We start from the raw sequence: 12,430 nt of genomic DNA on the forward strand, positions 1-12,430 counted from the left end.
CGGGGCTTCGCAAAATATTGCAGTCAGACTACGGCCCGCGTCCGCCAGGATTGCGGGCCGTATTGCGTTTGACGCTCAAGCGATGTCTTCGTCGCGTGGAAGCAGTAGCAACAGGATATAGTCGCGCACGTCGTCAGGCCATGCGGGGATGGCCTCGCGGAATTTCTCCGGACTTGTACTGAACAGCTGGCGCGAGGCTTCCTCGAAACCGGGCAGGTCCCCGGCGAGAGCGGACATCGCGCGATAGCAACGTTCAGCAGCAAGGCGCTGCGCGGTCCGGCCGGCGTCGTTGCGCCGGGCTTGATCGACCAGACGGCGCAGTGCCTGCGAGGCCCCGCCTGGCTGAGCTGCAAGCCAGTCCCAGTGGCGCGGCAGCAGGGTCACCTCGCGAGGCGTGACGCCAAGTCGAGGTCGACCGCGCTTGCGCGGTGCTGGTCTTGCCTCGTCGACCTTGTCTTGGGTTTCATATACTTGACGCCAGTCGAGATCGATCACTTTGCCGGTGGCATCATCGAAAACGAGTACGCCAGCGGGATCGGCATGGAGCTGCCGTACCAGCTGGGCTGGCGAACCGCTGGCGATCTTCTGTCCGGTGCGAAATGCTGTGCATTGGATGGTGGCGGGCTTTGTCATATTTTTGTCCGGGTAAATTGATTTAAGCTATCAGTCAATCTATCCGGGTAAAAATGATTCGCGACTTCAGGAGAGCCCCTTTGGACAAGCTCAGCCGCAAGAATGCTCAAACCGCCTATCGGGAGCGCGCGGCGCGACCGGGTATCTATGCCTTGAAGTCCTCAGCTGGTCCGGTCTGGGGCGGACGAGCCCCGAACCTGGACACGATCGTCAACCGGGTGGTGTTTACCTTGCGGCAAGGCACCAGCCCGCATCGCACACTGCAGGCGGCATGGAACGTCGACCAAGGGCGGGGCATGGTATTCGAAGAACTTGAGGAACTCGATCCGGACGATTGTGGGTTGGCGCTCGAGCGGGTGCTCACGGACCGCCATTCGCATTGGATCGAGAAGCTTGAGGCAACCCGGATATGAGGCCTGGCGCTAAAGCGCTTTTGCCAGTCCGTCGCGAAAGCGCGGGTGCGCGAGGCCGATCATCAGTTCTGCGCGTTGCCGCAGCGATTTGCCGCGAAGGTTCGCTGCGCCATATTCGGTGACGATCCAGTGAACGTCGTTGCGCGGTGTGGTCACAGGACCTTCGAGGTGCGGTACGATGCGGCTCACGCTACCGCCTTTTGCGGTGGAGTGACAGGCAATCACAGAAATTCCGCCCTTCGAGGCATTGGCTCCGCGCACGAAATCAAGCTGGCCACCCGAGCCCGAGTACTGGTGCCCCATCATGTGTTCGGAATTGCAGGCACCCGAAAGGTCTACCTGAAGCGTTGCGTTGACCGAGACGACATTGTCGTTCTTGGCGATGTGGCGCGGGTCGTTCACGAGGTCGACCGGCAGCGAATAGACCGCCTGGTTGTCGTCGAGCCACTCGTAGAAGGGCGCATCACCCATTGCGAAAGTGAAGGTCGAGCGGCCGGGGTAAGTCTGCTTGCGTAAATTCGAGACTGCGCCGCTGCGCATCAGTCCTGCGAGGGCCGGAGTCATCAACTCGGTGTGAATACCCAGATTGCGATGCTTTTCCAACCTCGCGCATACCGCTGCAGGCAGGTTCCCGATCCCCATTTGCAGGCAGGCGCCATCGTCGATCATGCCCGCCACGATTCCGGCGATGGCCTCGTCTTCGGCGCTGGGGCTATGGGCATCGATCGCGATTAGGTCCGAGCGATGCTCAACGATGGCGTCGACCTCACTGACGTGAAGCGGTGCTTCGCCGAAAACGCGCGGCATCAGCGGATTGACTTCGACGATCAGTCGCTTTGCTGCTCGTGCAGCGACAGCGGTGTAGTCGTTGGCCGTTCCAAAGGTGAAGTAGCCGTGCTTGCCCATTGGCGAGACCATCAGGATGCATGCGTCGAGATCGATCTCGTCGCGCAGCAGTCGAGGCGAGTCGCTGAAGGCGGTGGGTACGAATTCCACCAGGCTGTCACCGTTCGCTGGATCGGCACGCATCAAGGTGCGCTCGACACCGCTCAGGAACATCGAGTGGGGCCGCACACGGTCAAGCAGTTCACGGCGCAGGACGCTCGTCGCGGCATGATTCATCGAATGGAAATACCAGAGCCGGAGGCGCTCCAGCTCCTCAGCCTCGACCCGTCGGGCCAGTGCCTTAAGCAGTGCAGGTGGCTCGGCCACAGCCATTCCCATCGCGATGTTGCTGTCACTGTGCAGCATCCGTACTGCATCATCCGCGAACATACGTTTCGATGCGTAAAGTTCTTGGGCGTCCATCGCGCGCCGCGCCTCCCCTTGGGACCTGACCTTAATGCAAAGAGCTGACAGGCTGGGCGTCATGGCGCAAGCCGGGTGAGACCCGCAGATCGGCTGTGCGGATTGGCGATTTGCGGATATCTGCGTCTCTACCCGCAAAAAATTACCCGGCCCGAAACCATCCGGTGTAGGGAGGTTCTGGACCGGGTTTGGCAGGTCAGCGGGACAAGGGGGGGCTAGGTCCCGCCGGTGCCTAGCCGTGCATCCGGCCAGTCCACGGGCTTCGTGATGATATTTTCAGGATGTCTCGCGGGCAATTCGACGTTCAGCCGTTTCGAGCAGATGGTGAACGCAAGCGAAGGCGTTGAGCACGTCGATGAGGATCAGGTCAGGCGTCGGTGCAGGGACAGGGATTGGCCGATCGCATCGTAAGCCCGGCGCATCGAGTCTGCGTCATTGACGCGCGCTGCAAAGGAAAGCTGCTGCATCACGGCCTCGAGATGGCGCGCAAGTGTGGCGGGAAGACGCCCTGCAACTGACTCCCAAGCATCAACGACCTGAGCATAGCCGATGCCCTGCCAGAAACCATTGGGGTGCGCGGCGAGTTTGGCGGCAGCTTCGAGGTCGAGCAGGTCGCTAGCGAGCGCGTCGTCATTGCCGGGGGCTGGCGCCAGGGCCGAGCCATGATGCGGCTGGTCTGCCAGTTCAATGTTGCTTTCAAGATACATCGTCGTCCCCGGATCCTTTAGAGATTCGCCTTCCCTTAAGTCGCTGCGGGCAATTCGGTTCCCGGCTCACTTGTGCCTGTCGTTCGGTCCGCTTATGGCGCTTGGGTTCTTCAATCGCGCGCTACGGGAGCTTCGATGGCCGCTACTAACAAGACCTTGTCGCTGATGGCGCGCGGGCGTGAATTCCTTGGCAGCGAGACTGCCATCCTGTGCGGTGCGATGTCGTGGGTATCGGAGCGCAACCTCGTTGCTGCGATCAGCAATGCCGGCGGATTTGGTGTGATCGCTTGCGGGGCCATGACGCCCGAGTTGCTCGATGCCGAGATCACCGCCACCAAGGCGCTGACCGAAAAGCCTTTCGGTGTGAACCTGATCACCATGCACCCGATGCTGTTCGACCTGATCGATGTGTGCAGCAGTCACGGTGTCGGCCATGTCGTGCTGGCTGGCGGTATCCCGCCCAAGGGTAGCGTCGAGGCGATCAAGTCGGGTGGCGCAAAGGTCATTTGCTTCGCACCCACGCTGATGCTCGGCAAGAAGCTGCTGCGTGCGGGCGCTGACGCGCTGGTGATCGAGGGCATGGAAGCGGGCGGCCATATCGGCCCGGTTTCCACTTCGGTGCTGGCACAGGAGATCCTCCCGGTTCTGGCCGAGGAACATCTTGTCTTCGTCGCAGGCGGGATCGGTCGCGGTGAGGCAATGGCGGGCTATCTCGAAATGGGTGCGGCTGGCGTCCAGCTTGGTACCCGTTTTGCCTGCGCGAGCGAGTCCATCGCACACCCCGATTTCAAGAAGATGTTTTTCCGCGCCTCGGCGCGCGATGCCATCGCCTCGGTCCAGGTCGATCCGCGCCTGCCGGTGATCCCGGTACGCGCGATTCGCAACAAGGGCACCGAGGCCTTTACCGCGAAGCAGCGCGAGGTCGCGCTCAAGCTCGATGCGGGCGAAGTCGACATGGGCGCTGCCCAGCTTGAGATCGAGCATTTCTGGGCTGGCGCACTGCGCCGCGCGGTTATCGACGGCGACGTCGAGGGGGGCTCGGTCATGGCTGGTCAGTCGGTCGGCATGGTCAAGGAAGAGGAGCCGGTGGCACAGATCATGGCTTCCTTGATGGAGCAGAGCGAAGCGGCGCTGACCACGCGTTCTGCTGCCTGAGGCTGTCCGGTAATGAGCGAATCCATGATCCTCGCGCTGTCGTGCGCCGACCGACCCGGCATTGTCGCCAGGGTGACAGGCTATCTAGCGCAAGCGGGGTGCAACATCATCGAGGCGCAACAGTTCGACGACCTCGCCGAAAACAAGTTTTTCATGCGTGTGGCCTTCGACCCCGGCGTGACCGATCGCGAGGAAATCCGTGAGGGTTTCGGGCCGATCGCGCATGAATACGGCATGGCCTGGTCGATGTTGCGCCGCGACCGTCCACGCCGGGTGTTGCTCATGGTGAGCAAGTTCGACCATTGCCTTGCCGACTTGCTCTACCGCCACCGCATCGGCGAAATCGCGATGGACATCGTCGGTGTCGTCTCGAACCACCCGCGCGAGGCGGTGTCGACGCACATGTTGGGCGACATTCCTTTCCATCACATGCCTGTCACCAAGGCGACCAAGGCGGAGCAGGAAGCCCAGGTGCGCGCTCTGGTCGAGGAAAGCCGTGCCGAACTGGTCGTGCTGGCACGCTACATGCAGATACTGTCGGACGAGATGGCCGCGTTCCTCTCGGGCCGCTGCATCAACATCCACCATTCGTTCCTGCCGGGCTTCAAGGGTGCCAAGCCGTATCACCAGGCACACGCGCGCGGTGTGAAGATGATCGGTGCGACAGCGCACTACGTCACTGCAGACCTCGACGAGGGGCCAATCATCCACCAGGACGTCGAGGCCGTCACGCATGCCGACACGCCAGAGGACATGGTGCGCAAGGGCCGTGACATCGAACGCAGGGTGCTCGCGGAGGCGGTCCGGTTGCACCTCGAGGATCGTGTCCTCATTAACGGCGCGCGCACGGTCGTCTTCCGCAGCTGATCTGGGCGACATGCCCCGACGGCCAGCCGCCGTCGGGGCCGGACCTTAGTCTTCCATCGGTTCTGGTGCACGGCACGGCGCCGGCGCGGCGCGCCAGTCGACGTCGTCGAAGTCAGGCATGTCGGGGTCTGCTATTTCCCGCGAAGGCCCTTGACCGGCCTCCATGGCAACCCACGACTTGTTGTTGTCGAACCCCTCGATCTTCCCATTGGCCTTCTTAGCCTCGGCAACCTCGATCTCGTCGCGTATGGTTCGCGATGATCGGATCAGTTTGACGATGCCGTCTTCCAGGTTGGTCGAGCGATAGAACGAAATCCCCCCGATCAGCCGGTTCATGGAGCGTGAGGTTACCGTCCAGTGTGCATCGGGCATCGCGGGCAGTTTGAGCCGCGTGACCGAGCAGGAGAATCTGCCAGCAGTGTTCGCAAAGGGTGCGTCCTGAAGTTGTTCGGGAGGGCGCTTTCGTTCCGCCGGCGGGTAGAAGCCGCCCCCGGCGAGGTATGTGCTGGCAGCGGTAATCGTGCCGTCGGCTTCGTCGATGTCCCAATCGATGTCCCCGGTGCCCTTGATGAGTGTCACGAAGGTGCCGTCCACAGCATCGTATGACCATGAGATGTCTTCGGGGGTGACCCAGCCGCCGGACATACTCTGGCGCAGCTGGGAGCGCGTCGTCTCCTCGGGCTGGGACGTGAAAGCTATGCGCGCGGTCTGAGCATCTATGCCACGCAGGACGCGGGTGTAGGTCACCTTGGCGTCTTGCTTGATGCCCGCGCTCGCGTCGATGTCGTAATAGTCGAGCTCGCTCGGCAGTTGCGGCGCTTGATATCCGAGTGTTTCCAGGCCTTCGCCCCGACTGCTGAGAGGCAGGCCGGAGCGGTAGCCAGCTTCCGTGTCGGTAAGCAGGCGATACTCGCCCTGACGTGTGCCATCGAGCCAGTAGCGTGTACCGTCGAGCTTCGTCGTGACCAGAACGTGGTCGAACAGCATCGGGCTTGGCAGGCGCTCGGCCATGCCATCACTGGCGTTGGTGTGGACCATCATTGCCTGAGCCTCGATGCCGAGACCATCGAGCAGGGCTAGCAGGAGCGCAGTCATGCCCTTGCAGTCGCCGAAGCGGCGATCCCAGGTCTCGTCGGCCGAGGCGGGAGTGTAGTTGCCGCCGTCCATACCCGTATAGACGTACCGGATCGAATCCTGGACCAGTTCGAGTGCCGCAAGGGCACGTCGCTGCGGATCCGGATATGCAGCGGAAATACGTTCGATCTCCGCTTCGAGCGGTGAACCTGGTGAAGTTTGCGCAGCCTTGGCGTAGAGGCGTGCAAGGTCCTGCGAAACCTGTGGCCAGGCCGTGAAATCCGAATATTCGAGCAGGCGCGCGATCGAATAGCGGGCAGGAGCCTCAGCGGGAGCGTTGAAGGGTGTCGGGTCACGCAGGACGAGGCTGACCGAGCGTTCGCCTTCGCTGATTGCGTCACGAATGTCGCGGCTGGGCTGCCAATGCGTCCGCTGGCCCTCGTCCCAGTCGAGGCGTAGGCGAAAGGTGCCGGGAAGCAGAACATGCGGCAGCATCAGGCCGCCGAAATGGTTCCGGTCGAAAGCGCTGTTGTCCTCGACCTGGGTCCACGCATACTCGATCTCGTCGCCGACCCGCAGGCCCGGAATCTGAAGGTTCGCGGTGAGCAGACCGTCGAGCATCGCCTGTTCCAGGCGGCCTTCACGCTGGAAGATGGCGAAGCGGTTCTCGTCGAGAACATCGATCTTGCGGCCATCGCGCCAGACCTCGACCTTGTTGACGATGGTCGTGGTGGTGGACGGGTTCCATACGAGGCTCATATTGCCCAGTTGCAGGGCCTCGGGCTTCAACAGGCGGATGCGCGTCGATGAATGAAGCACGGCGCGACCTTTTTCGAGGTGCGCCTGCACGTCGCTGTATACGACTTCGGCCGGTCCATCGACGGGCTTGTCCCGTGCGACCGGCTCGGGAGCCGGGGCCAGCCACTTGGGAGCGGGACCATAGAGCACAGTCTTCGATCCCGCCGCGTCGCGCGCAGCTGCCACCTGAATGCTCGCTGGCTCAAACCATGCGACACCGACCATAGCGATGAGTGCGCCGCCAAGGCAAAGTCTGTTCAAATTATCCCCCCAAATCAAGCGAGTGCTCTCAACTCGCCGGTGTATGCCTATGGAATTTCGGCGCGATCTGCCAGTTCGTTTGTGCGACGTTGATTTTTGACGCAGCCTGCGGCTCACTTGCTTGTTGAGAGCTGGTGCCCGCAACGCCTTGCGGGGTGTCCGGGATGTGGGTCGGTCAATTGCAGGCCCGCGCAGTGGAGAATAACGATGTGTGACGAATTTTCCGACGAGCAGGAAACAGGCGCCGAACTGGGTGACAAACTTGGTCTGAGCCGACGCGACTTTACCGCGCTCGGCGCGAGCGTTGCACTGGCAGGCTGCGCGGGAAGTGCCGGAGGGGGGCAGGGCTCCGACCTTGCCGAACGTATGGTTTCGATCACGACTGCTGACGGCGTTTGCGATGCATTCTTCGTCCATCCAGCGAAAGGGAGCCATCCAGGTGTTGTGATGTGGCCCGACATTGCCGGATTGCGCGAGGCCAAGAAGGTCATGGCGCGCAGTCTCGCCGCCCGTGGCTATGCGGTACTTGCCGTGAACCAGTACTACCGCTCAAGCCCTTCGCCGGTCCTGGAAAGCTTCGCACAGTGGCGTACGCCCGAAGGCCGTGAGCGGATTGCGCCCATGCGAGAAGAACTCACGAGCGAGGCAGTCACGCGCGATGCGGGGGCCTATGTCGCTTTCCTCGACACGCAGGACGCGGTCGACAAGCAGCGCAAGATTGCAAGCAACGGGTACTGCATGGGGGGACCGTTCACAGTGCGCACAGCGGCGGCGGTGCCAGGCCGGGTGGGGGCCGCGGCCTCGTTTCACGGGGCGGGTCTGGTGACTGGCGCACCGGACAGTCCCGACGCGTTGCTGGCGGGGACCGAAGCCGCTTATCTCTTCGCAATTGCCCGCAATGACGACGAGCGCGAGCCGGATCACAAGACGATCCTGCGAGAGAAGGCTGCTTCTGCGGGACGCCCCGCCGAGATTGAGGTCTACGATGCCGATCACGGCTGGTGCGTCCCCGATTCGCCGGCTTGGGACGCGGAGGAGGCCGATCGCGCTTTCAAGCGCATGTTGGCGCTTTTCGAGGGGCTCTGAATCCGGCTGGCGCAGTGCGGGGCAGGCAGTTCGTAGTGTTCGGTTCGCGTATTTGCCCTGATTCTCAAGGCGGTGCCCTTTGCGGTAGAACGTGCATCCGGGAAGGGCAGGATGATCAGGGAACCATTTATCCGGGCCACGGAAATATGGCTGCCGTCCCGGGACGGCTTGAGCATTGAGCTGAGTGGCGGGCTTTATGGCACGCTCGACTATTTCGCGGCAATCAGCCGGGGGATGCGCTTCGCATATGGCGAGGGCTTGCCCGGCCAGGTCTGGCGCGCGGGGCACCCGATTGTGCTCAAGGATCTGAGAGCGTCCTACTTCCGTCGCGGCGATGCGGCGATGACCGAAGGTCTAAGCTGCGCTGTCGCCATGCCATGCTTTGCCTCGGGCCAATTGAGTGCGGTGCTGATCCTGTTTTGCGGCGATGATCGGTACAGCGTGGGTGCTCTCGAGCTTTGGAGCCTGAATGAAGGCGACGATAATTTGTCCCTTGTCGATGGCTATTTCGGGAGCGCCCGGGCGTTTGAAAAGGCCACACGGGCGACGGCATTTGGGCGGGGAGTGGGTCTTCCCGGGCGTGTCTGGGATAATGCACGCCCCGAAATTCTTGCCGACATAGGCGCAGGTGAACGCTTCGTCCGGCGCGAAGAGGCGGTCAGGGTCGGGATCAACCGAGCGATCGGAATTCCCTGCCCGACGCTTGATGGCAAACCCTGGATACTGACTTGTCTCTCTGCGCGAAATTCACCGATCGCCGGGCGCTTCGAGCACTGGCGCCGGTCTCCAGAGGACGGAGGGCTAACCTTCGTCGACGGCTACTGCGAAAGCGGGATCGAACTTGCCAGGTTATATGCGGACACGGTGATCAGTGATGGCGCCGGTGTTTTCACGCGGGCATGCCGCAAGGGGGTACCGCTGCTAGACGAAGACCTCGCGACCGATACGAGCAACGCCGTCGCAGTGAACGCCGTCGAAATCGGGCTACGCTCGATGGTCGTGCTTCCGGTTGTGTGTGAACCGCATGGTCGCGACGATGTCATCGCTTTTTATTTCTGAAGGGCGCCGATCCACGCAATGGATGGGCTAATCGGCGCGCCTGTAGTTGCTGCCGACCTTGCAATGAGCCTGCGACTTTCCATTACTTAGTAGATGAAAGATCCGCTTGCAGAGCGAATGGTGCCGGTTTCGCGCCACGGGTCAAGCTGGCTTGCCCGGTACGCGTCAAAGCCGTTTGTCGCCTTGGCTGTCCTTGTCATGCACGCCGGTTTTGCGCTTCTGCTGATCCGTGCGTTCAGTCCGGAGCTTTTCGAGGATACGGCGCGAGGTATCCGCAGCGTGCTCACTACCTTTGAGGTAGAGCCTCAGGCAGAACCCTTGCCCAAACCTCCGGAGACAAAACCGACCCGCGCTCTTGCGCAAGAGGAAGGGGCGTCTGCTCCGCCGGCGAAGCAGGCTCGTCCGCGCCCGTCGTCCGCCCCCAGTCCGCGAGTGGTACTCACCGAGAAACGCGCCCCGCCGGTGGCCGGCGAGGGGCTGGAGAACAGCGCCGGGGCAAGCGAAGAGGGGGCAGGTTCGGGCGCCGCGGGCGAAGGTGTGGGGACTGGCGCTGGCGCAACAGGTCAAGGTACCGGCGGTGGGGGACGCGCAAGTCCAACGGTCAAGATTGCAGGTGACATAAATTCCGCGCGGGACTATCCGCGCGCCGGCAGGCAGGCGCGACTCGGACATTCCGTGATCATCGACCTGCATGTGAATGTGGAAGGGGAGGTCTCGGCGTGCCGTATCCATCGGCCAAGCCCGGACCCGGATGCGGATCGGATTACCTGCGAATTGGCGACGAAGCGCTTTCGGTTCAGGCCTGCGAGCAATGCACGTGGCGAGCCGGTGCCGGCAATCTATCGCTGGAAACAGCGGTGGTTTTGCTGCTAAGCGCGCGGTCCGGCGCTGCGGAACTAGTGCAACCGATCTGAAGGTATCTTCGCTTTAACTGTTAGGCGATTTAGGCAATTTTTCGAAGGCTATGTCTACGTTAGTTCCCGTGATCCTCTGCGGAGGAATTGGATCGCGCCTGTGGCCGCGCAGCCGTGCGTCGAAGCCCAAGCCGTTCCTTCCGCTCGTCGGAGATTCAACCCTTTTCGAGCAGGCGATCGCGCGGTGCCCCGCGCAAGCCGGTTTCGATGCACCGATCGTGGTGACCGGGCGCGCACATCTCGATCATGTCGAGGCTCAGCTTGGCAAGGATGACGGCGCGCGCATCATCGTCGAGCCAGCTGCCCGCAACACGGCGGCGGCGATTGCTCTGGCAGCCTGTGCGTTGCCGGAAGACGCCGTCATGCTGGTCTGCCCAAGCGATCATTTCATCGGCAAGCCCGATGCCTTCCGCGAAGCGGCCAATAAGGCGGCATCGCTGGCGCGTGACGGTTGGCTCGTGTCGTTCGGCATCGCGGCCACGGCTCCTGAAACCGGCTTCGGTTATCTCAAGCGTGGAGAACCCATCGCGAGCAGTGACGGGCAACCCGGCTTCCGGACTGCCCAGTTCGTGGAAAAGCCCGAGCTAGAGCGGGCGAAGGCCTTTCTCGCCGAAGGTGGCTACGCCTGGAATGGCGGCATCTTTGCCTTTCGCGTCGGGGATTTCCTAAGGGAACTCGAACAGCACCGCCCGAACATCGCCGAACCGACCCGCGAAGCTGTGGCGTCCGGCACTTGGGACGGGCGCAGGTTTCATCCCGATCCTGCGATTTTCGCCAAGGTGGAAAGCGATTCTGTAGACTATGCCGTGATGGAGAACACGCAGCGCGCTGCGATGGTGCCCGTCGACATGGATTGGTCCGATATCGGTAACTGGCATGCCTTGCACGAAGCGCAGGAGCGCGATGGGAGCGGCAACAGTGCGCTCGGCAGAGGCGAGGTAGAACTTGTCGATTGCCACAACGTCCTGGTCGATAGCGATGGCCCTCGTGTCTCGGTGATCGGGCTCGAAAATGTCGTCGTTGTCGTCGATGGCGACGACATCCTAGTTACTTCCGTTGCCGGTGCGCAGAAAGTCGGCAAGCTCAAGGGTGCACTCAACCAGTGAGGGGCGAGGGACGGGCCATGCTCGCGCATAGCCAAGCAGGCTCGTGGCCGCGCTACGTTGCTTGTGGACAAAAACAAGCTTCGTGTTGCGTGCGCTCGGTTGCGCCAGCGACATGCCCGGTGTCGCCACTATGAGCGCCGCTCTTCCGGTCAGCCTCGTCGAGAAGCCGTGGGGGCGGGACCAGCTGCCGGCGCCGTTCGAAGGCCTCGCTGATCGCCGGATCGGAGAAATCTGGTTCGAGCCACCTGCCATGCTCCCGCAATTGCTGGTGAAATATATCTTCACCAGCGAAAAGCTCTCGGTGCAGGTCCATCCTTCCGATGCGCAGACCTTGCAGATGGGTATCGGTCGGCAAGGCAAGGAGGAATGCTGGCTAATCCTCGATGCCGAGCCGGGCGCCAAGCTTGGCATCGGTTTCGAGGAGGAGATCTCATCTCAGGATCTGCGTGCTGCTGCACTTGATGGCTCGATTGAGCAACTTCTGAGCTGGCACACGGTGAACGCAGGGGATTTTTTCTATATTCCCGCCAACACCGTTCACGCCATCGGCGGCGGCGTCAGCCTCATTGAAGTCCAGCAGAACAGCGACATAACATACCGTCTTTTCGACTACGGGCGTCCGCGCAGGCTGCATCTCGACGAGAGCATCGCCGTCGCCAGTGCTCGGCCATATGCCGCGCAAGCCCTGCGCAAGCGGGTGTCGGACCATGGTTCGCAAGTGCTGGTGGACGGCCCGCTGTTTCGGCTCGAGCAGGTCGCGGGTGTGCCTGATCGAGAGGTGCAGGCACGGTTTCCCGGCGCGCTCCTCGTAATACCTCGGAGTGGTTCATTCCTGATCGATGGAGACACGATCTGCGTCGGTCAGTGCGCTGTCGCATCGTGCATCGATGCAATCACGTTTTCCGAGAGTGGCGTCTGCCTGCTGGCGGCGGCATTGAACTGACCGGCATCGAGCAGGCGAATTTGCCATCGCCTATGTCAGGCGGGGCGTTAAACGAGCTTACTACCTGCTGCTAACCGTGGTGAGGGTAGCTGTCGTGGACATTTGT

At 62.1% G+C, this 12,430-nt stretch carries 12 protein-coding genes; 8 read left to right on the forward strand and 4 right to left on the reverse strand.

Annotated features, from left to right (window positions below):
* Nucleotides 1-75 precede the first annotated feature (75 nt).
* Entirely contained in the window at nucleotides 76-633 is a 558-nt protein-coding gene (locus I5E68_RS05580) for a DUF2239 family protein (protein ID WP_197161774.1), read from the reverse strand.
* Between the two features lie 80 nt (nucleotides 634-713).
* Between I5E68_RS05580 and I5E68_RS05585 the strand changes: the two genes are divergently transcribed.
* On the forward strand, nucleotides 714-1,046 hold the full coding sequence (locus I5E68_RS05585; RefSeq protein WP_197161777.1) for a GIY-YIG nuclease family protein: 333 nt from the start codon (nucleotides 714-716) through the stop codon (nucleotides 1,044-1,046).
* Nucleotides 1,047-1,055: 9 nt separating this feature from the next.
* On the opposite strand, the gene I5E68_RS05590 is transcribed toward I5E68_RS05585, so the two are convergent.
* Complete coding sequence (locus I5E68_RS05590; protein ID WP_323982096.1) at nucleotides 1,056-2,417, reverse strand: acetyl-CoA hydrolase/transferase family protein; 1,362 nt, start codon at nucleotides 2,415-2,417, stop codon at nucleotides 1,056-1,058.
* A gap of 299 nt (nucleotides 2,418-2,716) precedes the next feature.
* Nucleotides 2,717-3,061, reverse strand: coding sequence for a hypothetical protein (locus I5E68_RS05595; protein WP_197161781.1), 345 nt, complete (start codon nucleotides 3,059-3,061; stop codon nucleotides 2,717-2,719).
* Between the two features lie 135 nt (nucleotides 3,062-3,196).
* Here I5E68_RS05595 and I5E68_RS05600 point away from each other — a divergent pair, with 135 nt between their 5' ends.
* Both I5E68_RS05600 and purU read left to right on the forward strand, forming a co-directional pair.
* Nucleotides 3,197-4,216 carry an NAD(P)H-dependent flavin oxidoreductase gene (locus I5E68_RS05600; RefSeq protein WP_197161799.1) on the forward strand — a complete coding sequence of 340 codons (1,020 nt, stop codon included), beginning with the start codon at nucleotides 3,197-3,199 and terminating at the stop codon, nucleotides 4,214-4,216.
* Between the two features lie 12 nt (nucleotides 4,217-4,228).
* A complete protein-coding gene (gene purU, locus I5E68_RS05605; RefSeq protein WP_197161802.1) occupies nucleotides 4,229-5,083 on the forward strand; it encodes a formyltetrahydrofolate deformylase in 855 nt (284 codons plus the stop codon).
* A 45-nt stretch (nucleotides 5,084-5,128) separates the two neighbouring features.
* Here purU and I5E68_RS05610 read toward each other — a convergent pair whose 3' ends face one another.
* Nucleotides 5,129-7,141 (reverse strand): DUF3857 domain-containing protein, encoded by a 2,013-nt coding sequence (locus I5E68_RS05610; RefSeq protein WP_197161805.1) that lies wholly within the window; start codon nucleotides 7,139-7,141, stop codon nucleotides 5,129-5,131.
* Nucleotides 7,142-7,423: 282 nt separating this feature from the next.
* Here I5E68_RS05610 and I5E68_RS05615 point away from each other — a divergent pair, with 282 nt between their 5' ends.
* The 5 genes from I5E68_RS05615 (at nucleotide 7,424) to I5E68_RS05635 (ending at nucleotide 12,324) form a co-directional block, all read left to right on the forward strand.
* The gene (locus I5E68_RS05615; protein WP_197161808.1) at nucleotides 7,424-8,302 is read left to right on the forward strand and encodes a dienelactone hydrolase family protein; all 879 of its coding nucleotides are present in this window, start codon (nucleotides 7,424-7,426) and stop codon (nucleotides 8,300-8,302) included.
* A gap of 111 nt (nucleotides 8,303-8,413) precedes the next feature.
* Entirely contained in the window at nucleotides 8,414-9,361 is a 948-nt protein-coding gene (locus tag I5E68_RS05620) for a GAF domain-containing protein (RefSeq protein ID WP_197161811.1), read from the forward strand.
* A 198-nt stretch (nucleotides 9,362-9,559) separates the two neighbouring features.
* A complete protein-coding gene (locus tag I5E68_RS05625) occupies nucleotides 9,560-10,234 on the forward strand; it encodes a TonB family protein (protein ID WP_228727067.1) in 675 nt (224 codons plus the stop codon).
* Between the two features lie 91 nt (nucleotides 10,235-10,325).
* Complete coding sequence (locus I5E68_RS05630; protein ID WP_197161814.1) at nucleotides 10,326-11,381, forward strand: mannose-1-phosphate guanylyltransferase; 1,056 nt, start codon at nucleotides 10,326-10,328, stop codon at nucleotides 11,379-11,381.
* Nucleotides 11,382-11,511: 130 nt separating this feature from the next.
* On the forward strand, nucleotides 11,512-12,324 hold the full coding sequence (locus I5E68_RS05635; protein WP_197164607.1) for a class I mannose-6-phosphate isomerase: 813 nt from the start codon (nucleotides 11,512-11,514) through the stop codon (nucleotides 12,322-12,324).
* Nucleotides 12,325-12,430 lie beyond the last annotated feature (106 nt).

This window comes from Novosphingobium aureum (assembly GCF_015865035.1).
GTDB classification, from domain to species: domain Bacteria; phylum Pseudomonadota; class Alphaproteobacteria; order Sphingomonadales; family Sphingomonadaceae; genus Novosphingobium; species Novosphingobium aureum.

What these genes read in the sequence shown, in the direction of transcription:
- I5E68_RS05580 (WP_197161774.1), bottom strand. Translation starts at nt 633, where the DNA reads ATGACAAAGCCCGCCACCATCCAATGCACAGCATTTCGCACCGGACAG.
- I5E68_RS05590 (WP_323982096.1), bottom strand. Translation starts at nt 2,417, where the DNA reads ATGACGCCCAGCCTGTCAGCTCTTTGCATTAAGGTCAGGTCCCAAGGG.
- I5E68_RS05595 (WP_197161781.1), bottom strand. Translation starts at nt 3,061, where the DNA reads ATGTATCTTGAAAGCAACATTGAACTGGCAGACCAGCCGCATCATGGC.
- I5E68_RS05600 (WP_197161799.1), top strand. Translation starts at nt 3,197, where the DNA reads ATGGCCGCTACTAACAAGACCTTGTCGCTGATGGCGCGCGGGCGTGAA.
- purU (WP_197161802.1), top strand. Translation starts at nt 4,229, where the DNA reads ATGAGCGAATCCATGATCCTCGCGCTGTCGTGCGCCGACCGACCCGGC.
- I5E68_RS05615 (WP_197161808.1), top strand. Translation starts at nt 7,424, where the DNA reads ATGTGTGACGAATTTTCCGACGAGCAGGAAACAGGCGCCGAACTGGGT.
- I5E68_RS05620 (WP_197161811.1), top strand. Translation starts at nt 8,414, where the DNA reads ATGATCAGGGAACCATTTATCCGGGCCACGGAAATATGGCTGCCGTCC.
- I5E68_RS05625 (WP_228727067.1), top strand. Translation starts at nt 9,560, where the DNA reads ATGCACGCCGGTTTTGCGCTTCTGCTGATCCGTGCGTTCAGTCCGGAG.
- I5E68_RS05630 (WP_197161814.1), top strand. Translation starts at nt 10,326, where the DNA reads ATGTCTACGTTAGTTCCCGTGATCCTCTGCGGAGGAATTGGATCGCGC.
- I5E68_RS05635 (WP_197164607.1), top strand. Translation starts at nt 11,512, where the DNA reads ATGAGCGCCGCTCTTCCGGTCAGCCTCGTCGAGAAGCCGTGGGGGCGG.